General features: G+C 58.1%; 24 protein-coding genes and 1 riboswitch. Of the genes, 10 read left to right on the top strand and 14 right to left on the bottom strand.

The genetic code is table 11. The features are described 5' to 3' along the window. From HY2_RS08125 to cobU, 6 genes are all read left to right on the top strand, one after another. Positions 1 to 1025 (top strand): aldo/keto reductase (locus tag HY2_RS08125; RefSeq protein WP_338042069.1); only part of this gene is annotated, 1025 nt, incomplete at its 5' end. Then, positions 1022 to 1861, top strand: a complete 840-nt coding sequence (locus tag HY2_RS08120) for an amidohydrolase family protein (RefSeq protein ID WP_051594849.1) — start codon at positions 1022 to 1024, stop codon at positions 1859 to 1861. The genes HY2_RS08125 and HY2_RS08120, both read left to right, overlap by 4 nt. 4 nt (positions 1862 to 1865) lie before the next feature. After that, positions 1866 to 2603 (top strand): SDR family oxidoreductase, encoded by a 738-nt coding sequence (locus tag HY2_RS08115; RefSeq protein ID WP_034826507.1) that lies wholly within the window; start codon positions 1866 to 1868, stop codon positions 2601 to 2603. Between the two features lie 11 nt (positions 2604 to 2614). After that, a complete protein-coding gene (locus HY2_RS08110; RefSeq protein ID WP_034826506.1) occupies positions 2615 to 3460 on the top strand; it encodes a fumarylacetoacetate hydrolase family protein in 846 nt (281 codons plus the stop codon). A gap of 21 nt (positions 3461 to 3481) precedes the next feature. Then, entirely contained in the window at positions 3482 to 4525 is a 1044-nt protein-coding gene (locus HY2_RS08105; RefSeq protein WP_081814980.1) for a Coq4 family protein, read from the top strand. Between the two features lie 62 nt (positions 4526 to 4587). Beyond that, a complete protein-coding gene (gene cobU / locus HY2_RS08100) occupies positions 4588 to 5097 on the top strand; it encodes a bifunctional adenosylcobinamide kinase/adenosylcobinamide-phosphate guanylyltransferase (protein ID WP_034826503.1) in 510 nt (169 codons plus the stop codon). Here cobU and cobD read toward each other — a convergent pair. From cobD to cobT, 11 genes are all read right to left on the bottom strand, one after another. Then, positions 5087 to 6079 (bottom strand): threonine-phosphate decarboxylase CobD, encoded by a 993-nt coding sequence (gene cobD, locus HY2_RS08095; RefSeq protein WP_034826501.1) that lies wholly within the window; start codon positions 6077 to 6079, stop codon positions 5087 to 5089. The two genes, cobU and cobD, sit on opposite strands and share 11 nt — an antisense overlap. Further along, positions 6076 to 7026, bottom strand: a complete 951-nt coding sequence (gene cbiB, locus HY2_RS08090; RefSeq protein WP_034826499.1) for an adenosylcobinamide-phosphate synthase CbiB — start codon at positions 7024 to 7026, stop codon at positions 6076 to 6078. The genes cobD and cbiB overlap by 4 nt, the downstream gene beginning before the upstream one ends. Further along, on the bottom strand, positions 7023 to 8510 hold the full coding sequence (locus tag HY2_RS08085) for a cobyric acid synthase (protein WP_034826497.1): 1488 nt from the start codon (positions 8508 to 8510) through the stop codon (positions 7023 to 7025). The genes cbiB and HY2_RS08085 overlap by 4 nt, the downstream gene beginning before the upstream one ends. Then, the gene (locus HY2_RS08080) at positions 8507 to 9268 is read right to left on the bottom strand and encodes an ABC transporter ATP-binding protein (RefSeq protein ID WP_034826495.1); all 762 of its coding nucleotides are present in this window, start codon (positions 9266 to 9268) and stop codon (positions 8507 to 8509) included. Before HY2_RS08080 ends, HY2_RS08085 begins: the two co-directional genes overlap by 4 nt. After that, on the bottom strand, positions 9261 to 10253 hold the full coding sequence (locus HY2_RS08075; RefSeq protein WP_034826493.1) for a FecCD family ABC transporter permease: 993 nt from the start codon (positions 10251 to 10253) through the stop codon (positions 9261 to 9263). The genes HY2_RS08080 and HY2_RS08075 overlap by 8 nt, the downstream gene beginning before the upstream one ends. Further along, the gene (locus tag HY2_RS08070; protein ID WP_034826491.1) at positions 10250 to 11077 is read right to left on the bottom strand and encodes an ABC transporter substrate-binding protein; all 828 of its coding nucleotides are present in this window, start codon (positions 11075 to 11077) and stop codon (positions 10250 to 10252) included. The genes HY2_RS08075 and HY2_RS08070 overlap by 4 nt, the downstream gene beginning before the upstream one ends. Before the next feature lie 10 nt (positions 11078 to 11087). Continuing rightward, positions 11088 to 12935 carry a TonB-dependent receptor plug domain-containing protein gene (locus tag HY2_RS08065; protein WP_034826489.1) on the bottom strand — a complete coding sequence of 616 codons (1848 nt, stop codon included), beginning with the start codon at positions 12933 to 12935 and terminating at the stop codon, positions 11088 to 11090. 166 nt (positions 12936 to 13101) lie between these two features. Further along, positions 13102 to 13289, bottom strand: a riboswitch (cobalamin riboswitch). Positions 13290 to 13343: 54 nt separating this feature from the next. Continuing rightward, positions 13344 to 13946 (bottom strand): cob(I)yrinic acid a,c-diamide adenosyltransferase, encoded by a 603-nt coding sequence (cobO, locus tag HY2_RS08060; RefSeq protein WP_034826488.1) that lies wholly within the window; start codon positions 13944 to 13946, stop codon positions 13344 to 13346. Next, positions 13943 to 14476, bottom strand: a complete 534-nt coding sequence (gene cobC, locus HY2_RS08055; RefSeq protein ID WP_051594848.1) for an alpha-ribazole phosphatase — start codon at positions 14474 to 14476, stop codon at positions 13943 to 13945. The genes cobO and cobC overlap by 4 nt, the downstream gene beginning before the upstream one ends. Then, positions 14467 to 15234: an adenosylcobinamide-GDP ribazoletransferase gene (cobS, locus tag HY2_RS08050; RefSeq protein WP_034826486.1), complete on the bottom strand. Its 768-nt coding sequence runs from the start codon at positions 15232 to 15234 to the stop codon at positions 14467 to 14469. The genes cobC and cobS overlap by 10 nt, the downstream gene beginning before the upstream one ends. After that, positions 15231 to 16295: a nicotinate-nucleotide--dimethylbenzimidazole phosphoribosyltransferase gene (gene cobT, locus HY2_RS08045; RefSeq protein ID WP_233346266.1), complete on the bottom strand. Its 1065-nt coding sequence runs from the start codon at positions 16293 to 16295 to the stop codon at positions 15231 to 15233. The genes cobS and cobT overlap by 4 nt, the downstream gene beginning before the upstream one ends. Positions 16296 to 16499: 204 nt before the next feature. Here cobT and HY2_RS08040 point away from each other — a divergent pair, with 204 nt between their 5' ends. From HY2_RS08040 to HY2_RS08030, 3 genes are read left to right on the top strand one after another with little or no spacing between them, the layout of a single operon-like run. Continuing rightward, positions 16500 to 18653: a TonB-dependent siderophore receptor gene (locus tag HY2_RS08040; protein WP_081814979.1), complete on the top strand. Its 2154-nt coding sequence runs from the start codon at positions 16500 to 16502 to the stop codon at positions 18651 to 18653. 11 nt (positions 18654 to 18664) lie between these two features. Continuing rightward, entirely contained in the window at positions 18665 to 19249 is a 585-nt protein-coding gene (locus HY2_RS08035) for a hypothetical protein (RefSeq protein ID WP_034826484.1), read from the top strand. A gap of 12 nt (positions 19250 to 19261) precedes the next feature. Further along, the gene (locus HY2_RS08030) at positions 19262 to 20761 is read left to right on the top strand and encodes a PepSY-associated TM helix domain-containing protein (RefSeq protein ID WP_051594847.1); all 1500 of its coding nucleotides are present in this window, start codon (positions 19262 to 19264) and stop codon (positions 20759 to 20761) included. A 1-nt stretch (position 20762) separates the two neighbouring features. Here the strand turns inward: HY2_RS08030 and HY2_RS08025 are convergent, their stop codons facing one another. From HY2_RS08025 to HY2_RS08015, 3 genes are all read right to left on the bottom strand, one after another. After that, on the bottom strand, positions 20763 to 21248 hold the full coding sequence (locus tag HY2_RS08025) for a flavodoxin family protein (protein ID WP_034826481.1): 486 nt from the start codon (positions 21246 to 21248) through the stop codon (positions 20763 to 20765). 65 nt (positions 21249 to 21313) lie between these two features. Then, positions 21314 to 21670, bottom strand: a complete 357-nt coding sequence (locus HY2_RS08020) for a hypothetical protein (protein ID WP_034826479.1) — start codon at positions 21668 to 21670, stop codon at positions 21314 to 21316. Positions 21671 to 21826: 156 nt separating this feature from the next. Continuing rightward, complete coding sequence (locus tag HY2_RS08015; RefSeq protein WP_034826476.1) at positions 21827 to 22681, bottom strand: metal-dependent hydrolase; 855 nt, start codon at positions 22679 to 22681, stop codon at positions 21827 to 21829. 68 nt (positions 22682 to 22749) lie between these two features. Between HY2_RS08015 and HY2_RS08010 the strand changes: the two genes are divergently transcribed. Then, positions 22750 to 23352 carry a TetR/AcrR family transcriptional regulator gene (locus HY2_RS08010; RefSeq protein ID WP_034826473.1) on the top strand — a complete coding sequence of 201 codons (603 nt, stop codon included), beginning with the start codon at positions 22750 to 22752 and terminating at the stop codon, positions 23350 to 23352. Positions 23353 to 23389: the final 37 nt, after the last annotated feature.

The raw sequence follows: 23389 nt of genomic DNA, 5'->3' as shown, positions 1-23389 counted from the left end.
GCCGTGCAAAGCCTCAAACTGGGGGTGAAGGGGTGAGCCAGACGGAGCCCCTCACCTTGCCGGATTACGGCCTCGGGGCGGCGGGGCTCGGCAATCTCTATTTCGCGATATCCGATGAGACGGCTTACCAGACTCTTCAGGCTGCGCAGCATAATGGCATGACCTATATCGACACCGCGCCATATTATGGACACGGCCTCAGCGAGCAGCGTATCGGGGCTTTCCTGTCGGAGACGTCCGCACGGGTCATGCTGTCCACGAAGGTCGGCCGGCGGTTGGTGCCGGCGGGGAACGCGCCCATTCCAGATAATGGCTTTGCGGATCCTGCGCCTTTCATTCCGCAGTTTGACTATTCGTCGGCTGGCATCAGGGCTTCTTTCGAAGGTAGTCAGAAAAGGCTGGGCGTGGAGGCCGTTGATATTCTGCTCTTGCACGATATCGGTGAGCTGACGCATGGCGAGGCGCATGAGACCGTGTTGCGGCAGGCCTTCGATGAAGCCTTGCCAGAAATGGCAGCTCTAAAGTCAGAGGGCAAGACACGCTGGATTGGCCTGGGTGTGAATGAAATTGCCGTATGCGAACAGGTTTTGGAACAGGTTGACCTTGATTGCGTGTTGCTGGCGGGACGCTACACTTTGCTGGAACATGAAGCCTCTCATTCTTTCCTGGATGAATGTTACAGACGCGGTGTGAGGGTCATCATCGGCGGTGCATTCAATTCCGGGCTATTGGCCGCGCCCCAAGGGGCGCCTCTGAACTATGACTATGTCGCTGCGCCAGGGTGGGCCGTTCGCCGCGTCGCCGAACTCAGGTCTGTTTGCGTGCGACATGGCGCGCCGCTTGCCGCCGCAGCGCTTCAATTCTGCCGCGCCCATCCTGCTGTCGCCTCTGTTATCCCCGGTGCACGGTCAGTCGATGAGGTGCGGCAGATCTCCGGCTGGACGGCGACACGGATAGAGCCTGCGCTTTGGGCCGAACTGAAAGAGCGCAAGCTGATCTCTGCTGATGCGCCGGTGCCAGCATGATGAAAAAGCTCGACGCCCATATGCATGTCTGGCGCCTGGACCGCGGCGACTATGACTGGCTAAGCCCGGAGCTTGGCCCGATCTACCGGGATTTTAACATTGATGATGTGTGGGAAGAGGCGGAAGCGGAAAATGTTCAGCGCGTGATTCTGGTGCAGGCGGCAGGCACTTTGGCGGAGACGGAGTTTATGCTGTCCCTGGCACGGCAGGACAGGCGTATTGCCGGCGTGGTTGGCTGGGTGAATCTGGAAGACGGAGACGCTGCGCAGCAAATCGCGCGCCTTGCAGAAGACCGGCAGATAGTCGGCGTGCGCCCCATGATTGCGGACTTGCCGCAGGGGGACTGGATTCTTGATGTGCGCTTCAGGCCCTTGCTGGATCAGATGGCCCGGCTGGGGCTCGTGCTGGATGGGCATGCAAGGGCGGATCTGATTCCGGTGAAGACAACACTCGCGCAGCGGCATCCGGAACTGCAGATCGTACTGAACCATGCGGGCAAGCCTCCCATCGCGTCTGGCGGTCTGGCGACATGGCGCAAGGATTTGGCAGAGCTCGCGATCTGTCCGAATGTCACATGCAAGATGTCAGGCCTTCTGACAGAGGCCGGAACGCATACGGATGATAACTCCATCGGTACTGTCGTGGAGCATGTGGCGGACTGCTTCGGCCCTGAGCGGGTGATGTGGGGCGGCGACTGGCCCGTTCTGACGCTTGCAGGAACTTACACGCAATGGGCTGAGCAGAGCGAGCGCCTCATCAGACGTTACTTTGCCGGTCATGAACATGCGGTCTGCATAGCGAATGCCGAGCGCATCTATCTGAGCAGGAAGGGATAAGCGGATGGCCAGACTGGCAGGTAAAACTGCATTGATAACGGCCGCTGGGGCAGGCATTGGGCTTGCTTCCGCGAAGGCCTTTGCGCGCGAGGGCGCAAGGGTGATCGCGACAGACATCAACGAGGCCGCCCTGAAGGATTTGTCCAATGTGACGGGTGTCCAGACCGAAAGGCTGGATGTGTCGGATACCGCCGCGATTGCTGATATCTGTGCGCGGCACAGCGAGATTGATATCCTGTTCAATGTCGCGGGCTGGGTGCATCATGGCACGATTGAAGATTGCTCGAGGGAGGACTGGGACAGGTCATTCCTGCTGAACCTCACCTCCATGTATGAGCTTTGCCGCGCGGCCCTTCCAAACATGGTTGCAAAGGGCGGCGGGGTTATCCTGAACATGAGTTCGGTTGCCTCCAGCATCACGGGTGCGCCGAACCGCTTTGTGTATGGCGCGACGAAGGCCGGAGTAATCGGGCTGACCAAGGCCATCGCGGCGGACTATGTGGGCAAGAATATTCGCTGCAACGCCATCTGTCCTGGTACGGTTGATACGCCGTCCTTGCAGGGGCGAATGAAGGCGCAGGGCGATTATGAAACGGCGCGGCAGATGTTTGTCTCGCGCCAGCCCATGGGGCGCCTAGGCACAGCGGAAGAGATTGCGGCGCTGGCGGTATATCTCGCTTCGGATGAGGCCTCTTTCACCACTGGCTGCGCGCATATCATTGATGGCGGGTGGACGAATTAGGAGTTGATCTGATGAAGCTTTTAAGGGTGGGTCCACGCGGACGGGAAAAGCCGGGCATTCTGGATGCTGATGGCATCATTCGGGATGTCAGTGATTTGGTGGATGACTGGGATGGTCTTGCCCTCGATGATGCCGTGCTGAAGCAGATCCAGGCGATTGACCTGTTCAGCCTGCCAAGGCTTGATCCGAATGCACGGATCGGCCCCTGTGTCGCCGATGTGGGCAAGTTCATTTGCATTGGCCTGAACTATGTAGACCATGCCGTGGAAACGGGCGCGGAAGTGCCTTCTGAGCCGGTTCTTTTCTTCAAGGCGACCAGTGCAATCTGCGGGCCAAATGACCTGCTGGAAATTCCACGCCGATCTGAAAAGACCGACTGGGAAGTCGAACTCGGAGTCGTCATCGGTAAGACCGCAAAATATATCAGCGAAGTAGAGGCGTTGGAGCACGTTGCGGGCTATTGCGTCGTGCACGATGTTTCCGAGCGCGGGTTTCAGCTGGAAGGCACCGGGCAGTGGGTGAAGGGGAAAAGCGCTGATACATTTGGCCCGATCGGGCCCTGGCTCGTGACGCGCGATGAGGTGGATGACCCGCAGAAGTTATCCATGTGGCTGGATGTGAATGGAGAGGCGATGCAGCGCGGCTCGACCTCCACAATGATCTTCAGCGTCGCGCACCTAGTCAGCTATGTGTCCCAATTCATGAGCCTGCAGCCTGGGGACATCATATCTACCGGTACGCCGCCGGGAGTGGGGCTGTCCATGTCTCCGTCCAAATATCTGAGGGCAGGTGATACAGTCAGCCTGGGTATTGAAGGTCTTGGCCAGCAGACCCAGCGTTGCGTGGATGCTTTATAAATATAATAACGGGAGAGCGAGATGAGTACAGAGCAATTGAGAAACCGATTCCTGACACAGGTGGAGACATCCATCCCACGCGAAAGAATTTTAGAGCTTGCTTCGCGATGTGCCAAATCTGGCAAGAAGGCGACAGCGGAGGACCGGATGGATCTGGCCGCTGCGCTGGCCCATGCGGCTTTTCTTGCACCGGATCGTACGGCGGAAACCTATGACGCCCTTGCTGAGGGCTGGCGGGGGCGGGCAGTCAATGCGACGCCCATTGAAACCTTTGACCGTGCCCCCGAGCCGTCTCCGGTCGGTCTGTGGAAGAATTATTGGGGCATAGTCGAGGATGGAAAGAATGGCGATCTCGACGCCCTAAGTGTGACACAGCGGACAGCTGCACTTGGCCATTTCATGACGGACAAGACGCTGAGCCGCATCGCCGATATGGCGCATCTCTATGACGGCGTCAGCGAGGCTGCGGCACGTGACACACCGGAACTGATCAAGCTCTCCACGCTTGCGGCGTGCCCTGAGAATTCCCTCGGCCGGGAGTTCCATGATCTCATCGTAGACAACATGTTTGACCTTGAAGTTCTTGACCGGGATGCAATCAAGATCAATGCTCTCCCAGAGCCTCTCGCCTGGCTCAACACGCGCATGCTACAGGCGCATGATCTGTGGCACATCACGGCGGGGTATGAGACGACATCGCTGCATGAGATTGCGATATCCGCATTCCAAATGGCGCAATTTGGGCACAATTATTCCGCGCAGTTCCTCTCGATCACAAGCGTGATTGGCGCGTTGTCACCAGGCCGCGTATACCCGGTCCTGATGGATACAATCACCAGTGCCTGGGTGCACGGGCGGGAGTCTCCTGCGCTGATCCTGATCCCGTGGGAGGAGGTCTGGCACATGCCGGTCGACAAGATCCGGCTGGCTTATGGCATCACGGCATATGAAAGCCCGTATCCGGCCAACATCATCGAGAAGAGTCAGGCTTTTACGGCAAGGATGCAGAAAGTGACCGGCTTTTTCCACGGCCTGCTGCGGCCCTTTAGCGGGGTACCTGCCTGAGCCGCAAGACTTTCCTCAAAGTGATGGGCGAAATTGTGCGCGGGATGCTGTAAGATGCGCCCATGACAAAGACGTTTCTTCTCGGGGGCGCACGGTCCGGCAAGAGCCGGCGTGCCCAGTGGTTGGCAGAGCAGGCGGGTGAGGCACGTATCTATGTGGCCACTGCCGAAGCTCTGGACGCTGAAATGGCAGAGCGTATTGCTCGCCACAAGGTCGATCGCGGCGCGGGCTGGCGCACGGTTGAGGCTCCGCTAGACCTTCTGTCGACTTTGCAGGCTGAAGCCGCTGCAGGTGAGGTCATTCTGGTAGATTGCCTTACGCTCTGGCTGTCTAACTTGATGCATCATGAGCGGGATGTTGAGGTACAAACGGATGCCCTGTGTAAGTGTCTGCATAGCACGAGCAGGCATGTTTTCCTGGTGTCGAACGAGGTGGGGCTCGGTCTCGTTCCGGAAACACCGCTCGGACGGCGCTTTCGGGATGCGCAGGGGCGTCTGAACCAGAGAGTGGCTGAAGTGTGTGACGTGGTGGAATTCGTCGCTGCCGGATTGCCTCTGCGGCTTAAGGGATAAGGGCAAAAGCCAGGCGTCCTTCGGCAATAGAGTCGGCTGGCAGACCGATGCGCAGCTGCTGGTTGGACCATTCAAAGCGGCGTACATAGACACCGCGCTCTGCCAGTTGCATCCATAGTTTGGTGGCGTGTTCCACCTCAATCAGCCGGAACAAATCCGTACCACCCACAGGGCGATGTCCAGCATCCATCAGTATACCGTCAAGTCTTCGCCTTGCCTTTGCAAGGCTTTGGCGAGTTTCCATTTGCCAAGCATGATCGCCATAAGCGCGAGTGCCAATTTCGAGCGCAGGGCAGGACACAGGCCACATGCCCAATATGTGTTCAAGCTTTGTGCGAAGCGATTTCGGAACAAATGCCCCGCCCAGTCTCAGGCCAGCCAGACCAAAAAACTTGCCGAAGGAGCGCAGTACGATTAGGCTTTCTTTCCCCGCATGTGGCACCATGCTGAGGTCGGGGGCGAGGTCAGCATAGGCTTCGTCCACAATCAGCCACCCCCCCCGCTTGGCCAGTCGATATCGGGTGTCTTCCAGATCGGACGCGCTGAAGGTGTTCCCATCCGGATTATTGGGATTGCACATAACGATGACATCAGCTCTATCAGCTTCATCCAGCGGGTTTGATGTCTCCAATACTTGGCAATTGGCCTGCAGCCAGGACGTGCGGTGATCACCATAAGTGGGCGAAAGGATTGCGACACGACGAGCTGTCAGCAGGGATGGCAGCAGGCGGATCAACAACTCACTGCCGGGAGAGAGAACTAGCGCTTCTTCAGGACCATTCAGGGCGCGCGCCATAGCGGCGCGGCACCTATGCATCAAATTTCTTGTAGGCAAATGCGTGGTGGCTTCGGCAGAGATATCACCGATCGGATAAGCCCAGGGATTGATGCCCGTTGATAGGTCTATCCATGGTCTATCAACATTCGGGAATTTCAGCTGCATGACGTCGAGCGCGCCGCCATGTATCAAATCCTTGTTCATAGGGTCTCCAGCAGAAGGGACAGGATGAGAAGCAGGCAGGCCGCAAGAGCCAGGCTTCTGATATATATTGTCAGTCCACGTTTCAGGTGGACAGGGGTGGGGTCAGGCGCCCCTTCGTTGAGCCAGGGCTCGTTGCTTGTCGTGTCGTCATAGCTGCGCGGGCCGGAAAGACGTACGCCGAGCGCCCCCGCCATGGCGGCCTCAGGCCACCCCGCATTGGGCGATCTGTGATGTCTGGCGTCCTGCCGCATCACCATAAAAGCCTTGAGGCTGGCCGATCCCAGCGTAAACACAAGGCCTGTCAGCCGGGCAGGCACGATATTGGCGACGTCATCAAGTCGTGCGGCGAATCCACCAAAGGCGGCATAGCGATCATTCCGATGGCCTATCATGGAATCGAGCGTGTTGATGGCCTTGTAGACGGCAAGGCCCGGAAGGCCGAACAGGGCACCCCAGAATAGGGGCGCCGTTACGCCGTCTGAAGTGTTCTCGGCCAGACTTTCCAGCGCTGCGCGTGCCACGCCCGCCTCATCCAGTCGGGACGGGTCGCGGCCCACGACAAGAGACACAGCCTTTTGCGCGTCTGAAAGGTCTCGCTTAGCCAATGGCTTGGCGACGGCCAGCACATGTGTGTACAGACTATGTGATGCAATCAGGCTGGAGGCGATGAGCGCTTCCACGAGGAGACCGGTTATGCCCTGAGGCAAGACGCGCGTTATTGCAAAGGCAACCATTGCCGCGAGGCTAATCACGAGCAGGCTGGCCAGCGCGCCAAGCATGTATCTGACGCGATGTGCCCAATCATAATTGTTCAGGCGCGTTTCCAGCCACCGCACACACCATCCCAACCACACGACAGGGTGCCTGATCAGGCGGTACAGCCAGTCAGGCCATCCAAAGGCCGCTTCGATTGCCCAGGCAACGAGTATCATCGAGACGGAACTCATGCGCCTGATGGGTGCCAGCCCGGTGCTTCGGCCAGTCCGAACAAGGCATCAATGTCAACTGCGGCAGAGACTTCATCAGCCAGTGCATCCAGTGCGCGGTCGACTTCTGCGCCGTAGAAGAGGTTCGTTTCAGCGGTCGCGCCGATGCGGTCCATCCAGCTGCGCCGGAATTCATCCTGCGTGAACACACCGTGCAGATACGTGCCTTCGATCAGGCCATTGGCGCTGCGGGCCCCTTCGGGATGTCCCTTGAGGGAAAACATTGGGCGGCCTGTGTCTGGACCCGCCGTTTTGCCTATATGGATTTCATATCCGCTGACAGCGCAGCTGGTGAGGGCGCATGTACCGTTTCTCACCTGAACCTGTTTGTCAGCGCTCATCTGCGTTTCGACATCAAGCAGACCAAGCCCTGGAGCCTGGCCGACGTGCCCGTCTGCGCCTGTCACGTCAATAATCTGCCTACCAAGCATTTGATAGCCGCCGCAGATGCCGAGAATTCGGCCACCTGTGCGGGCATGGGCTATGATGTCATAGTCCCATCCCTGCGCGCGCAGAAAGGCCAGATCACCCAAGGTGGATTTTGTACCAAACAGAATGATTACATCCGTGTCGCGGGGGATGCTGCGCCCCGGCGGCACCCATCTGAATTCAATGCCTGGTTCCATTTTCAGGGGGTCTGCATCATCAAAGTTCGCCATGCGGGACAGCATCGGCGCGGCGACTTTCAGACCTCCGTGGGATGCGCGGCCCGACCGGTCCAGAACAACTGCATCTTCGGCGGGCAGTCGCGCTGAGGCGCTGAGCCATGGAATCACGCCGAGACACGGCCAGTTGGTGCGCTGCTCGATGGATTTGACGCCATCATCAAACAGGCGTGGATCGCCGCGGAACTTGTTGACCAGAAATCCGCGGATCATGGCGGCGTCTTCCGGGGCAATGACGGTTTGTGTCCCCACAATGCTGGCAATAACGCCGCCTTTTTCGATATCTCCAATCAGGCAGACCGGAACGCCAGCCTTTTGCGCAAAGCCCATATTGGCAATGTCGCGATCGCGCAGATTTATTTCGGCCGGGCTGCCCGCGCCTTCGATCAGGATCAGATCATGCTTTGCTGCAAGACGTTTAAAGCTCTGCATGACATGAGTCATCAACTTACTGCGATGGGCCATGTATTTGGCTGCGTCCATGGCGGTTGCTGCCTTGCCATGAACCACGATCTGCGCCGTGCGGTCTGTCTCCGGTTTCAGAAGGACCGGGTTGAAGTCGACATGCGGATCCAGCCCGGCGGCGAGTGCCTGCAGGGCCTGCGCGCGGCCAATTTCGCCCCCGTCCGGACAGGCGGTGGCATTATTGGACATGTTCTGCGGTTTGAAGGGCGCAACGCTCAAACCACGACGTCGGGCGATACGACAGAAGGCGGCGGTCAGGACTGATTTGCCCACATCCGATCCAGTTCCCTGAAACATCAGTACACGGGCTGTCATATAGCGCCTTCGATTTCCACTTTTCTGCCGTCTATTCGCGCGCGGACACCGTAGATGTCTGCCATGCGTTGTGCGGTCAGGGTTTGTTCGGGCGTGCCTTCCGCGGCGATCCGGCTATCCTGCATCCAGATAAGGTGGCTAGCATATTTTGCCGCAAGCGGGATATCATGCAGTACCACCAGCGCACCGCCGCCGCGATCCACAAAAGCCTGAATGATGTTCATGATCCGGAATTGCTGGCGCGGGTCCAACGCTGCGACGGGTTCGTCCGCAATCAGAAGGGGCGCTTCGGCAGCAAAGGCACGTGCACAATGTACACGCGCCACTTCGCCGCCTGACAGCGTGTCAGTATGCCTTGTTGTCAACTCTGTCAGGTCACACAATTCGAGCGCAGTATCGACTGCCTTGGCGTCCTTTGGGTTGAGGCGGCCGGGTGCTGCGCCATAGGCGAACCGACCGAGCGCGACGACATCGCGAACGCTATTTGGCCAGGCAAGGGGCCGTTGCTGAGGCAGATATGCCACGCGCCGCGCGCGCTCCATCGGGGAGAGGGCTTCGCTGTCAGTGCCGCCAAGATTGACCGTGCCGGAGCAGCGTTTTTCCATACCGAGGGTTGTGCGGATCAGACTGGTCTTGCCGGCCCCATTTGGCCCCAACAGAGCGATCAGCTGTCCCGGCTTCAGCGTAAAGCATGCCCCCTCCAGCAGTGTTGCGCCGTCCTTGGTGAGACCCAAATTTTTTGCGATAATCTCAGTCATTGATCGCGCGCCTCCGCATCGCAATCCAAACAAAGGCTGGCGCGCCGATCAGGGCAGCGACGACGCCCAGCTTCAGCTCGTTGGTGGACGGCAGAATGCGCACGCCAATATCTGCCAGTACAAGGATCAGACCGGCCAGCATCGCCGACGGAATGAGGGATCGTGCCGGGTCATGCCCGACAAATGGCCGGATGATATGCGGCGCAACGATGCCAACAAAGCCGATTGCCCCGCCCAGAGCGACACTGCCGCCCGTCGCAAGGCCTGCACCCAGCACAGTGAGAATACGCTGGCGGCGCAGATCAAGGCCAATTCCGCTGGCCGCTTCCTCGCCCAGTGTCAGGGCGGAGAGCCCACGCCTTGACGCAAGCAGAATGGCAGCCCCGGCAAGAATGAAGGGAAAGGCAAAACCGATCTCGCGGAAGCTGCGATTGGCGACTGAGCCGAGCATCCAGTTGATCATGTCCGACAGAGAAAATGGATTGGGCGCGAGGTTCATCAACAGGCTCATCGCTGCGCCCGCAAAGCTGGAGAGGCCAACGCCGATCAGGATCAGCGTTACGACAGATTGTGTGCGGATGGCAGCAATGGCGATCAGGCTGGTCGCGGCAAGCGCGCCAAACATGGCTGCTATGGGCAGCACCCAGGGGGAAATCACCGCAAGCCCATAATAGAGCGAGAAGGTAGCGGCGAGCGAGGCAGAAGCCGAAACCCCGAGCACGCCAGGCTCTGCCAAGGGGTTCCTTAGAAGGCCCTGTAGCGCTGCGCCACTGATGCCGAGCGCCGCGCCGACCAGATAAGCAGCTAGCGCACGGGGGAGGCGGATTTGCCAGACGACCACGCGGTCCGCCGCATCTGCGCCGCCGAGGAAGGCGGACACCACGCGCGCTGGCGACATGGGTGTCGAGCCGAGCAGGCACGCACCGAACAGCGCCAGCACAGAGGCAAGCAGCAAGGCAGGCATCACCCAGGAGGTACGGGTCATTGTTTCGCCCCTTCTGCCAGCGCCTCCACGGCGTCCATCAGGAACCATCCATTGCAGGAAGTCCATGCTCCTTTGAGCGGCACCACCGTTTGATCAGACAATTGCTTGCGGGCAACGGGATGTTTCATCGGGCTCCACGCATCGGGGTGGTTGGTCAGGGTTTCAAAAAATGCAGCGCCGATAAGGTCGGGCTGGCGATAGGCTAGGTCTTCAAGCGGAATGGAGCGCCAGCCTGACTGGGTTTCAAAATTTTTGAGGCCTGCGGCGGTCATGATTTCGTGCACCAGCGTGTCAGGGCCGGTCGTGACGCCAGAAGGTGTCAGGTACAAAACGCTTTTTCCTTCTGCCTGCTGAGCAATTTCCTGAAGACGTGTTTTCATCTGGCTGACAACTTGTTCGCCACGCTTATGCTCGTCCAGCCCATCGGCGACGCGCTGGATATTGGACATGACGGCTTCCAGATCCGGCGCCCAGCCAATGTCCAGAACGGGCACGCCCACTTCAGCAAAAAACTTGGTGGCATCTGGTCCGCCGCCATAGGATCGTACGACAAGGTCCGGTTTCATCAGAAGGACGTCTTCGGCAACCGGGCGAACGGTGGGCACGCCGACCGCGGCCTCCTGCATGTAGGAGAAGTCCTCCGTTGCATCGGGAGATACAGCGAGAATCCGGTCCTTGTCTACGAATTTCAGGACATACTGGTCCGCGCAATAATCGAGACTAACGATCCGCATGGGACGGGCCGCCTCTGTCGCTTTCGGCGTGGGAGGAACGCCGCAACAGGAGAGGCAAATTGCCAGAAGCAGAAGAGTCAGTCTCGACATTCCGGCGTCCCTAGTAGCGGAGTCTTACACCGAGGGACCCTGACAGACCCGGCGTGCCGTAGCCGAGGATTTGCTGATAATCTTCATCAAACATATTCTCGATGCGGGCATAGAATTCAAGGCGGTCATCTATGTTGTAGCTGCCTTTCAGATCGACACGCGTCCAGCTGTCCAGCGTGGTGCCATTCGTGTTGGCTTCCTCGCCATTATAGCGCACCAGAATGGCGCCGGAGAACGGGCCTTCCGGCGTCAGGCTGAAGGTTACGTCGCCACTGTTTTCTGGCAGGCGGTGCAGTTCTGCGCCATTGCCGTCTTCTGCGTCGATATAGGCATAATTGGCCGAGACACCCAGCCAATCCGTGAACTGATGGCTACCATAGACTTCAAAGCCCTTGGAGTTCACCAGGTCGATATTATCATACCCGGCCGTGTAGGAGAAATCGATCATGTTCTCCGTTTCCTGGTTGAAATATGTCACGCCAGTTTTCGTCTTGCCATTGGTGGACTGCCAGTCAAAGCCAAGGTCAAAGGCTTCGGAGGTTTCCGGTTTGAGGTTACGGTTCGGTTCGGTCAGTCCGCAGAAGGTACAAATATAGGTCGACTGGAAGATGGATGGCGCCTTGAAGCCCTGGCCCCAGCTTGCGCGCAGGGTCAGTTGGTCATTGGTTGCGTAGGCGGCGGCGACACGGCCCGTGGTTTCAGACCCGAATGTGTTGTGGTCATCTACACGCACGCCGCCGGTCAGGGTCAGCTTTTCGACAGGCTTGAATTCGTAAAGCGCGAACAGGCCGTCAATGGAGGCGTCTTCATCATTCGCCGTGGTCTCTTCGCGTTCTGCGCCGAAGGCCAGCTTGTTGGCATCATTGATCGTGAAAGTGCCCTGGTAGCGATAGATCGTACGGTCGCCTTCCGCCTCATAGCTGTTGACGCCATTGGTATAGTTCTTCCGGGAAATGTCGGAATAGCCAACCATGAACTCGTTGACAAAGCGGTCATCGAACAGCGGCACGGTCAGCGCCAGATGGCTGCTGAGTGTTTCGTTCTTGGCCACTTCGTCGCCATCTGCCACTCTGCCCTGCGCGGTGCCGGAATAGCTGTCATATTCACTTTCGGCCTCATTCCAGACAAGGCCGCTGTCCAGGCGGATATTGTTGGTCAGATTCAGGCCGCCGCGGGCCGAGAGGGTAGAGGATTCATATCCGTCTTCTTCGGTATTGCCATTGGCTTCATCCGCCTTTGAGATACCGTCCGTATCTATACGGCTGGCAGAGAGGCGGAAATCGCCAGTGTCATTGCCGCCGCCCACGGAAGCCCCTCCGCGAAATGTGTTGAACGCGCCATACTCGCCGAAAACGGTTCCAGCGAGACCCTGTTCAGGGGTCTTGGTTGTGATGGAGACAACGCCGCCAATGGCATCGGAACCCCATAGTGTGGATTGCGGACCTTTGAGCACTTCAATGCGCTCGATAGTGTCCGTATCCATATAGGCGAAATTGTAACTGCCATCGGTGCCGCTCGGGTCATTAACGGGCACGCCGTCAACCAGCACCAGGGTCTGACCGGAAGAGGCGCCGCGAATACGCACGCTGGAATTGCCGCCAAAGCTGCCATTCTGGTTGATCGTGACGCCGGGTGCAGATGCTACGGCATCCAAGGCAAAGTCAAAGCCTAGCTGATCGACATCTTCTTCAGTGATAATGCTGACGCTGGAGCCGATTTCCGCCTGCGTCTGGTTGAGGCGCGAGCCTTCCACGGTAATCGTATCCAAATGTGTTTCGGTGTTTTCACTTGTTTGGGCCAGTACCGGAAGTGTAAGGCTCAATGCAGCAGCGCCAAGCAGGATGTGTCTGTACGACATAATTTATTTTTTTCCTCGACACCCCGCCGCCCGGAAGACAGGTGTACTTCATAACGACATGCTGGCCTCATGACGCGGGGTCATGCGGGCGGCCAGGCCTTTGAAATGTCGCTACAAAGGAGAGGCAAAAAGCCTTCCCGCCCACTGAGAACTCTCCCCGGTTCCCGGACGAACGACGCGATGGCAGGTTTCCTGGCTTGCCGATCATCACTTCAGGCCGCCTTCCCAGAACTTTCGCTCCAGTGGCATGTTGGCCATCAGCTCCTGGCTGACAGTTGCGGGTACAGCACCGGATTCACACCGGCTTCCCTCTTAGCTTCCGGTTAAAGAAGCACCATCTGAGGCGTCTCATGTTGTAAGTCCTGAAATCTGTCAATAGCGCTGACGATACTACAGCGCGCGTCGATTTCAGAAGTCGATGCCGCGCTGAGCCTTGATGCCCACCTTGAAGGGATGCTTCACTTCGGTCATTTCGCTGACCAGATCGGCATACTCGCACAGCTCCGGTTTGGCGTCACGGCCTGTCAGGATCACGCTTGTGCGGTCTGATCGCGCCTTCAGGCCGTTTAGCACGGCCTGCACATCCAGATAGTCATAACGCAGGGCGATATTGATCTCGTCCAGCACGATCAGGTCATAGTCACCGCTGGTCATCATATCGCAGGCGCGCTGGAAAGCGGCTTCGGCCGCCGCAATGTCGCGCGTCTTGTCCTGCGTATCCCAGGTAAACCCTTCGCCCATTGTGTGCCAGTCGACCTGATCGGACAACTTGGCAAAGAATTGCCGTTCGCCGGTGATCCACTTTCCCTTGATGAACTGGACAATGCCCACTTTGTGGCCCCATCCTAGCGCCCTCGCGATGACGCCAAAGGCTGAGCTGGATTTGCCCTTGCCATTCCCGGTGTGGACCAGCACGAGGCCTCGGCCCGGATCGCGCGCTTCAGACGTCTTCTTCTTCTGCTCAGCCTGAAGGGCCTTCATCTTTTCACTGTGGGTCTGGTCCTCACTCATTCGGCTGTCCTTACCTCTGTCAGGATTTCAAAGCATCCGTAATTAATTGTCTGATTATGGTCGGTTGCGGCCGCGCTTTTGGCCAGCGCCATCTTGATGACCCCGGCATGGGTCACGACCAGTGTTGTCGTATCCGGGGTGTTCCATTCGGCCAGCGCCTCCAGGCTGCGGGCCTTCAGCATGGCAACGCTTTCCCCGCCATGCGGGCGGGCGTGGAAGAAACTGTTCGCCCAAATGTCCAGTTCCTTGCGGGGTATGTCGCTCCAAGGGCAGCATTCCCATTTTCCGAAATCCATTTCCTGCAGGCGTGTTTCAACGGAAACGCTTATGTCGTGATGCCTAGCCACGAACTCGGCCAGTTTGCGGCAACGTGTTAGCGGACTGCTCACGATACGGTCAAATTCGGGCAGGGTGGCGAGCACGGCCTCCGCGTCAGAGGTGAAGCTGCCAGGTAGGGAAATATCGCTGCGACCATAGCATATGCCGGGGGTAATGTCGGGCTGGGTATGACGCAGAAGGATCAAAGCCATGACAGTACTCCCAGGTAAAAGCCCACCTCGCTTACCTGTTGTACGGCACCCAGCGTGTCGCCTGTATAACCTTTCAGCTTGCGCTCAAAGAATGCACGCATCAGCATATGGCCTGCGACCAGTCCGATCACGCCGTATGCAGCCAGCATGGGCGGGCCTGCCCATATGAGGCCTGCAAGAATGGCCGCGGCTGTAACACTCGCGATGGTCAGCGTCAGGGCAGAACTGCCGCGCGCAACGGGCTTGCCCGTCCCTTCATCGCGCACATATTTGCTGGTCGCAATCACAATGACGCTGGAAAACCGGGATAGTCCGTGAGCAGCGGGTAACAGGCCGAGCACGAGGAAGGGGGATACATGCGCCATCTCCGACAGCGCGGCCACTTTCAGTGCAATCATGCAGGCCAGTGCCAGCGTGCCATAGGTGCCGATGCGGCTGTCTTTCATGATCTCCAGAGAACGCTCGCGAGTCAGGCCACCGCCTATGCCGTCAAACGTGTCTGCCAGCCCGTCCTCATGGAAGCCGCCTGTCAGCAGGAAGCCTGCTGAAACCGCCAGGATAACGCTGACCAGCACGGGCAGCGCCAGCGAGGCCGCCCAAAATATGAGAGCGCTCAGCCCACCAACCAGCAGACCGACCAGAGGATAATAGGCAACAGAGCCTGCCATCCGCTCCGGCGTGAACTTGATCCGTGCCGGAATGGGCAGGCGCGTCAGGAACTGCACCGCCAGGGCAAATTTGGCGACCTCGTCCATCATGCCGGGCCGCTCACCCCGGCGCTGTCAAAGCTCGCCATGTCCCGCAGCATCGCGGCAGCCGCCTTCACGAGTGGCCAGGCGAGCAATGCGCCGGTTCCTTCGCCGAGGCGCATGCCCATGTCCAGCAGCGGCTCGGCGTTCAGGGCTTCCAGCACGTGTTCATGGCCAGCCTCGGCCGAGCGGTGGGCATAGACGAAATGCGCATCGCAGCCCGCGAAGATCTCCCGCGCGGCCAGTGCTGCGACGGTGGCGATGAAGCCGTCCACGATCACGATCTTGCCAGCTTCCGCTGCGCCGCCCATCGCGCCTGCCATCATGGCAATTTCAAAGCCGCCATATTCCGCCAGGGCTGTACGCGCATCCAGCGTGTCGGCTGTGCGGTCAGCTGCGCGGGTCAGCAGTTCCTGCTTGCGGCTGAGGCCTTCATCATCCAACCCCGTGCCGCGCCCGGTCAGTTCTGCCACCGCTATGCCCAGCATCTTTGCGGCGACCAGGCTGGCGGAGGATGTGTTGCCGATGCCCATCTCTCCGAAACAGGCGACATCATGAGTCCCCGCGCGGCCGAGGGCTTTGCCAGCCTCAAGGGCTCCGGCCAGCTGTTCTGCCGTCATTGCGGCGGTCTCGATGGCATTCGCCGTGCCTGCGCCGATGCGGTGAAGGATCAGGTCTTCATCCTCAATCGGCTTGCCCGCAATGCCGCTGTCGACGACGTGAATGTCGGCGCCTGTGCTTCGCGCGAACACATTGGCCGCCGCCCCGCCGGACAGAAAGTTCAGTACCATCTGGCGCGTCACGTCTTGCGGATACGCGGAAACGCCCGCCGCTGCCATGCCGTGATCTGCAGCGAAGATGATTAGTCGGCAGGTCTCTGCGGAGGGTGAAAGCGAATGCTGGATGCGGGCAATCTGAGCTGCCAGGGATTCAATTCTGCCAAGCGCGCCCAGCGGCTTGGTCTTGCTGTCGATGGCGCGTTTCAGCGTGGCGTCAAAGTCTTGGGAGGTGAGGGTCATGCGCGCCTGATAGCAGAAGATGTGGCGTTGAATAGCCCATGCGTCGCGCAAATCCCTTCAATTCAGAGCCTCTCAGCTCGGCAAAACTGACGCAAAATGCGGTTCATGTGCAACAGGTGCAGAGAATGTCAGCCAGCCAGCGTCTATTGCAGAAGCTTCCTTAGGTTTGCGATTGACTTGCAATATCATCGGGTTTAGTCGGGCTTGGAATTGAGAATCATTTGCATTTAAAGCCAGATCATTGAGGAATTTCGCATGTTTGAAGCACGCTTCGGAGCCGTCAGCGCCTTGGCCATTATGGTCGGCATGTCGTCCTTTGCACCGGCATGGGCACAAACGGCCGCCATCGAAGACAAGGAAAGCCGTCAGGAGACGGTGATTGTCACGGGCACAACCTCATTTGGCGCCACGAAGTCTGACACGCCGATTGTGGAAACGGCGCGGTCACTGTCCATTGAGACCTCAGACATGATCATCGACAAGGGCGCGCTGAACCTTGCTCAGTCCTTGACCTATATTTCCGGTGTGACGGCAGAGCCCTATGGTTTCTCCACACGCGGAGATTTCCCACAGTCACGCGGCCTGGAACTGCCGCGTTACCGTGACTCCATTCAGGAATTATTCGGTAGCTACAACTCCACCCGTACCGAACTCTACACGATCGAGCAGGTTGAAGTGCTGAAAGGCCCGGCCTCTGTGCTGTACGGCCAGGGCTCTCCCGGCGGTATCGTCAACTATGTGTCCAAAACCCCGCATGAGGATTTTGGTGGCGAGATCGCTGTCGAGGCAGGCAATTTCGATCACTATCAGATCGCCGGTGACGTGACTGGACCTGTCTCCGGTACAGACGGCAAGCTGCTTTACCGCATGGTGGCGCTATACCGCGATACCGGTACACAGATTGATCAAGTGGATGAGAAAACGACCCTTTTCATGCCGTCTCTATCCTGGCAGGCGACACCTGATACAAAATTCACGATTATCGGACTTGTTCAGGATACAGACAGCAAGGCCGCGGCGCAGTTCATCCCTGTAAAAGGCACCCTATTTCCACTGGACGACGGCACCTATCTCGATTTTGATGTCTATGCTGGCGAGCCGGACTTTGATCACTACAACACAGAATCCCAACAGGTCACCTTGCTGGGTGAGCATCGTATCAATGACGATTGGTCTGTCGAAGGAACGGCCCTGTGGCGCTCCGGTGAGGCGGACTACAATCAGGCATGGCCGTCCTTTATTGGTGGTACGCGTTACTTGAATGATGTGCTGGGTGTGGACCTTTTCAGTGCTACAACAGTAGCGCGGACTTTCTATGAAGGTGATAACACATTTGACCAATTGGCGGGTGATGTACGTCTGCGCGGTAACTTCATGACCGGCTTGCTGGAGCATGACATTGTTGCTGGTGTGCAATATCAAGATGTAGAGACTGATCAGGATTCCGCTTATTGCTTTGCTGGAGGCCTCGTGCCGGAGAGGTGCGGTGGCTTTTCCAGCTACGACTACGTACTTGACCTGAAAAGTCCGGTCTACGGAAACTATCCTGATCAATCCGTTCTGGATGCCATCTATACAGATAATGATCCGTCAACGGTTGAGGATCTGGGCATCTACATTTCGGATCAGGTTTCCTATGACAAATGGCGTTTCACGCTGGGCGTGCGTAGTGACAATGTCGAGAATGACAATGGCACGAGCGTACAGAAGGATGATGCAGTTTCCACCAGCGTCGGCGTTCTCTATCGCTTCGACAATGGCCTGGCGCCTTATGTCAGCTATGCGGAATCCTTCCAGACCGTTGTTGGCACAGACAGGGTTACAGGTAATCAGCTGAAGCCGCAGGAAGCCCGCCAATATGAAGCCGGTCTGAAATATGAGCCGACTTTTGTGCCGGGGCTCATCACGCTGGCCTATTACGACATCGAGATTTCAAACCTCAACAATCCGAACAGCATTGTCGGGGCAGACTCACAGCAGGAAGGCATCGCCAAACTGAAAGGTATAGAGTTTGAGGGCCGTGTACAGTTGGAGGATATCTATCTTCAGGCCGCCGCCTCCACACTCGATGCGAAAGATCCGAACGGCTACCAGCTGTCTGCAATTCCGGAGGAGCAAGCTTCCTTCTGGGCTACCTGGCGCCCGTCGAATCAGTGGAACGGTTTCAAGGCAGGTGCAGGTGTCCGCTATGTTGGGTCCACCGTCTCTGAGAACGCCACGCTTCGCTATGAAACTCCGTCCTACACGCTTGGCGACCTGATGGTCGGTTATGAGTGGGATCAGTGGGATTTCACTGTAAATGCCCGCAACGTGACGGATGAGGAATATCTCACCGGCTGTCTGACACGGGGTGACTGTTTCCCAGGGCTTAGCCGCACAGTCGTTGCCAGCCTTCGTTACAAATTCTAAGGCTGATATAGATGACGGGAACCGGAATACGGCTTGCTGTTCTTGCAACTCTTCTAGGGCTTGTGGGACTTGCGCTGCTCTTCAAGGTGTGGCGCAAGCCCGGTAAGCCGGTGCTGCTTGCATCTGGCTGGGCGTTGCTGGTGGTCAGTCTTGTTCTCTGGTTCATGGCCAATCATGACAGGGGTGTTGCCCAGGTGGCCTCCCTGCTCATGGTGCTCGTGGCGGGCGCAATCACCTTGCCAGGCTTTCTGGGTACGAATGGCTTGCAGAGTCCTGTTCGGGAGAGGCCCGCACCTGTCTTGGCGCCAGTATCGGCCCTTGGACGGGCGCAAACTATCGCGTCCGGCATCTGGACGTTTCTCATCGCCGGCCCGATAGCGGGCCTTATCGCGTTCTATACCGCAGGTGGTCTGCTTCGCCTGACCATACCGGAAACAGGCAACCCTGCCACTTCAGTGGTCAGTGCATTCATGCTTGCGCTGGTTTTATGGGCTCTGCTCAGTACACTGCTGCTTATGGAAAAGCGTTTGTTCCGGCGCAGCACCTACGCCATTGGCGGAGCGCTCATCGCGCTGGCTGTCGCATTCATCGGATAGGGGAATAGCCATATGGCAAAGACACTTTGGCCGAAATCATCCAGTGCCCGCGTTGATTCTGCCCTCTCCGCACACTCTGTTATGGGGCTGGTCATCAGCGCCATTTTATTCGTTGTTTGCCTCAGCGGTGCTGTTGCTGTGTTCGAGGATGAACTGGAATGGTGGGAGCAGGCCAATGTCGCGCCTGTCGAGAGTGTTTCGTCTGCTGTCCTGCAGTCTACAGCAGAAGAAGTGTTGCGCCGCGATCCTGAGACGACGCATCTTTATCTATATCCTCCTCGCGAGAACTGGCCCCGTTTCATCGCGGGTGGCGACAATGGAATATACGCGGTGGATAAAAACGGCACATTCGTGCGCCCACTTGAGGCGAATTGGAATGAGTTCCTCATTCACCTTCATTACTATCTGAACCTGCCTGAGAGCTTCGGCATGATAATTGTCGCCATCTTTGGCGTAATGCTGGTCTCCATGGCCATTTCCGGCCTTTTAGCGCATCCACGTATCTTCAGGGATGCCTTCCGTTTCAAGCGACAGGGGCAGCCGCGCCTTGCTCAGGCGGATCTGCACAACCGGCTCAGCGTCTGGACAACGCCTTTCATTGTCGCTGTGGCCGGAACCGGCGCGATGATCGGCCTGTTTACCATAGGTGCGCTCGTCTTTGCCCAGACAAATTTTGACGGAGACACCAGAAAGCTCAGCGAAGCCATATTTGGTGGCGAAGTGATTGAGGCTGACGATACGCCAGCGCCCATTGCGGGTATTGATGTCGCAGTTGAGCAACTGGCGAACGATGCGCCTGATCACCCCCCCTTCCTCGTCGTGATGCATGAGCCCGGCCAGAAGAGCCAGCACATCCAATTCTATGTCGATGAGACAAACCGCCTGATCTATGGTGAAACCTATACCTATTCTACAGAGGGCGAATTGCTTGCCATCGGGCACAATGCCGACGGCCCGGCAGGCCAGCAGATCGCCATGTCCATGTATCGTGTTCATTTCGGAGACTTCGGCGGCGTGGCCATGAAGCTGATCTATTTCATTCTTGGGCTGATGCTCTGCGTTATTATTGCGGGTGGGCTGAATATCTACTTCCTGAAGCGCCGCGAGAAAGGCCGCGCTGCGCCACGTCTCGAAGCATTGTGGAGTGGCTGGATTTGGGGCAGCACGCTGTTCCTGCCGGTCACGCTGATCGGAGCGATCCTTGGCCTCTCTATCGGTTGGCTTGTCGCGATCTACTGGATCGGCTCCGCGGTCTGTTCTTTGGCAGCTTGTGCGCTGACAAGCGCCGCGATGGCTGGAAACGTGCTGCGTTTGGCTCTCGGTGCGGCATTGATGCTATGTGCTCTGATCCATGCGGTGGTGGTCGGTGGGGACTGGTCAAATCCTTACATCCTGCTCAGTTCCGTCAGCCTGTTTGTGACAGGCGCAGCTTTCGCGGCCTGGCCCTTCCTGCGAGGTGGCTTCCGACCGGCTGTGGTGGGCAAGGACCTCTCCTTCACGCCCGGCGAATAGGTCAGAATACGCCCATTTCCAGACCTGCGCCGAGCGCTGCGCCCAACTCCCGGCAAGTCTCCAGTGCGTCTTCCGGGATCGTCTTCTCGGCGAGGATATCCTCCTCTGTCTGCGCATGGGTGCAAATGATGAAGGGCGGCTGCACCTGCTTCAGGCGCCAGCCCGTGGCGATGCGGGCGGCCTGTTTCAGGGCGTTGTTGCCATCTGAGCCGGCGCAGATCATCAGGCCATAAGGCCTGCCTTCCAGCTTTCCGAGCACCGGATAATAGCACCGGTCAAAGAATTCCTTCATCTCACCGGATAGCGCAGCGAGATTTTCCGGTGCCGCAAAGAGATAGCCCTCCGCCGCCAGCAGGTCTTCCGGCTGGGTGTCTTCGGCGCGCTTCAGCACGGCGTCCGTTTCTGCCTGCGCAGCCTGGAGCGCAGCCTCTGCCATCTGGCGCGTGCCGCCGGTGCGGGAATGATAGATGATCAGCAGTTTGGCCATGGCCAAGGTGTCGCGCTCTTTGGTGAATGACGCAAGTGGCAGTTCAGGCCTGCTCCTGTGGCGACTTATTGCGTCGGTAATTCCATCATGGTGAAGGCGCGCTCCATGACGATGGTGCCGAGATGTTCGCCATATTGGCGCATGGCGGCTTCGAACATAGGGCTCGTCATTTCGCTGAAGCCGACGCCGCAGTTTCCGGAGGCGCTGACTCCCGCCTTCATCATCAGGCCTGCCAGTGTGGAGGTTGCCTCATCCTTCCTGTCCTGCAGGGCCAGCAACATCAGCTGCTTCATCTGCGCGACGTCTTCCTCTGTCGAATTGCGGATCATGCAACTGGCAACCTCATCAGATCGTGTCTGGGCGAGGGCCGGGGATGCGGCAAACACGGTGAGGGCGGCGCCAAGGCAAAGGGTGCGGATCATCTGGGTCTCCTGAACAGGCCTGTAAAGGCGATCTGACTAAACGCAGATCGTGTCAGGAATGGGATGACGTTGCACACATGAACAGCGCCTGAAGGGTTGCACCTCATCAGATTACGGATTTTTCATCCACGCGGCATGGTGCCCTCAGCCTGAAGCTTATTCCGCCGGAACAGCGCTGAATTCCGCTTTCCAGTCTGCCATGACATCCCGGTTGTCGTGATCCCATGGGTGGAAACCGGGTTTGAACCAGGAGAGCCATGTTTTCCAGCCCTTGCCGAACAGGGCGGGTGTTTTCCACAAGAACTGTTTCACTGCGCGCTGGGCATCTTTTTCCGTATACCCGTCAGCCATCAGCAACTGCGTGGAATAGGTGGCAATATTCCGCGTGAAGTATTTCGTAATGATCAGCATGGACAGGCTGCGACGGAAGTAGCGCTTCAGCGGGTGCCAGTCCTTTGTGGCTTCCATAAACACATCATAGGCCACGGCCTTGTGCTCTGTCTCTTCCATCGCATGCCAGCGCCACAGGCGTTCCAGTGCCGGGTCAGTCTTGCTGAACAGGGCGATGTTATTTGCGGTCATATCGGTCATCAGATCGGCCATCATGGCCGTGAAGTGCTCCAGACAGATCGTGCCCATCAGCATACGGAACCGCCCGCCTGAGCGCGCAAACGCAACACGTTCCGCAATGGCCGCTTCAATCTTTGCGACGGGATATTTCTGCCGGTCGATCTTGTTGTTCAGCAAATGATGCTCGCGGGAGTGGATGGCTTCCTGCGCGACAAAGTCTTTCACATCCTGCGCCAGCTTGCCTGAGACTTCGCCGCGAAAGGCTTTCACCGCATCCATGAACATACGCTCGCCATCCGGGAAGGTAAGCGACATGGCGTTGAACACCGCCGTCGCGACCGGGTCACCATCCAGCCAGTGCGCGGCATTGGCGCCGTCCATGTCAAAGTGAAGGTCGCGGGGAAGAATTGTTACATCTTCGGGTGTGCGTTTGCTTGCCATTGTGTTTATTGCCTTATGCAAATAGTCGAACAACACTCTTTAAGATAGAAATAGAGCTACCGACAAAAATGTCAATAACGAAAAATGATACGCCCCGGGTCCGCCGGACGCCGGAAGAGTCCCGTGCCAACATCCTGTCGGCGGCGGAATCCCTGCTGGTACAACAGGGCCCGCAATCCCTGAGGCTCGCCGATGTGGCCAAGGCAGCGGGTGTCGCGAATGCCACTGTGCTGCATCATTTCGGCTCGATTGATGCGGTTCAGCAGGCGCTGATGGAGCGGATGATCGCGGATCTGGTGGACAGTATCATGGCCATCGAGATCCCCGCAGATGCGCCGGCGGCGGCGCGGGCGGATGGCCTGAAGACGCTGTTTGATGCCTTTGAGACGCGCGGCGCGGCAAGACTCGCCGCCTGGCTGGAACTGACGGATGAGACGAGTCGGCTGACCGTGGTGCGCCAGGCCGTGCAGGATGTCGCGCAGAAGAAAATCTCAAACGCTGGCGTGCCGTCAGACTCGGCCGAAGACCTGATCCTGCTCAGCGTCACTTTGGCCGTCGGCGTCGGCCTTTTCGGCCCGTCCCTCGGCAAACTGATCGGCAAACCAGAAGGCCGCGCAAGGGAACTGACCCTTCAAATGCTGCTGGGGCACCTGGAGCGGCTGGCGGGGTGAGGCTGTGAGCAGTCTCTATACCCCTTCATCCTTCGAC

The organism is Hyphomonas pacifica (assembly GCF_000682675.1).
Taxonomy (GTDB): Bacteria; Pseudomonadota; Alphaproteobacteria; order Caulobacterales; family Hyphomonadaceae; genus Hyphomonas; species Hyphomonas pacifica.
The sequence above is the reverse complement of the archived record's forward strand: the minus strand, read 5'-3'. Positions and strand labels throughout refer to the sequence as shown.

Bases quoted from the DNA above. Each gene is read 5' to 3' on its own strand.
- HY2_RS08120 (WP_051594849.1), top strand. From the start codon at position 1,022: ATGATGAAAAAGCTCGACGCCCATATGCATGTCTGGCGCCTGGACCGC.
- HY2_RS08115 (WP_034826507.1), top strand. From the start codon at position 1,866: ATGGCCAGACTGGCAGGTAAAACTGCATTGATAACGGCCGCTGGGGCA.
- HY2_RS08110 (WP_034826506.1), top strand. From the start codon at position 2,615: ATGAAGCTTTTAAGGGTGGGTCCACGCGGACGGGAAAAGCCGGGCATT.
- HY2_RS08105 (WP_081814980.1), top strand. From the start codon at position 3,482: ATGAGTACAGAGCAATTGAGAAACCGATTCCTGACACAGGTGGAGACA.
- cobU (WP_034826503.1), top strand. From the start codon at position 4,588: ATGACAAAGACGTTTCTTCTCGGGGGCGCACGGTCCGGCAAGAGCCGG.
- cobD (WP_034826501.1), bottom strand. From the start codon at position 6,079: ATGAACAAGGATTTGATACATGGCGGCGCGCTCGACGTCATGCAGCTG.
- cbiB (WP_034826499.1), bottom strand. From the start codon at position 7,026: ATGAGTTCCGTCTCGATGATACTCGTTGCCTGGGCAATCGAAGCGGCC.
- HY2_RS08085 (WP_034826497.1), bottom strand. From the start codon at position 8,510: ATGACAGCCCGTGTACTGATGTTTCAGGGAACTGGATCGGATGTGGGC.
- HY2_RS08080 (WP_034826495.1), bottom strand. From the start codon at position 9,268: ATGACTGAGATTATCGCAAAAAATTTGGGTCTCACCAAGGACGGCGCA.
- HY2_RS08075 (WP_034826493.1), bottom strand. From the start codon at position 10,253: ATGACCCGTACCTCCTGGGTGATGCCTGCCTTGCTGCTTGCCTCTGTG.
- HY2_RS08070 (WP_034826491.1), bottom strand. From the start codon at position 11,077: ATGTCGAGACTGACTCTTCTGCTTCTGGCAATTTGCCTCTCCTGTTGC.
- HY2_RS08065 (WP_034826489.1), bottom strand. From the start codon at position 12,935: ATGTCGTACAGACACATCCTGCTTGGCGCTGCTGCATTGAGCCTTACA.
- cobO (WP_034826488.1), bottom strand. From the start codon at position 13,946: ATGAGTGAGGACCAGACCCACAGTGAAAAGATGAAGGCCCTTCAGGCT.
- cobC (WP_051594848.1), bottom strand. From the start codon at position 14,476: ATGGCTTTGATCCTTCTGCGTCATACCCAGCCCGACATTACCCCCGGC.
- cobS (WP_034826486.1), bottom strand. From the start codon at position 15,234: ATGATGGACGAGGTCGCCAAATTTGCCCTGGCGGTGCAGTTCCTGACG.
- HY2_RS08040 (WP_081814979.1), top strand. From the start codon at position 16,500: ATGTTTGAAGCACGCTTCGGAGCCGTCAGCGCCTTGGCCATTATGGTC.
- HY2_RS08035 (WP_034826484.1), top strand. From the start codon at position 18,665: ATGACGGGAACCGGAATACGGCTTGCTGTTCTTGCAACTCTTCTAGGG.
- HY2_RS08030 (WP_051594847.1), top strand. From the start codon at position 19,262: ATGGCAAAGACACTTTGGCCGAAATCATCCAGTGCCCGCGTTGATTCT.
- HY2_RS08025 (WP_034826481.1), bottom strand. From the start codon at position 21,248: ATGGCCAAACTGCTGATCATCTATCATTCCCGCACCGGCGGCACGCGC.
- HY2_RS08020 (WP_034826479.1), bottom strand. From the start codon at position 21,670: ATGATCCGCACCCTTTGCCTTGGCGCCGCCCTCACCGTGTTTGCCGCA.
- HY2_RS08015 (WP_034826476.1), bottom strand. From the start codon at position 22,681: ATGGCAAGCAAACGCACACCCGAAGATGTAACAATTCTTCCCCGCGAC.
- HY2_RS08010 (WP_034826473.1), top strand. From the start codon at position 22,750: ATGTCAATAACGAAAAATGATACGCCCCGGGTCCGCCGGACGCCGGAA.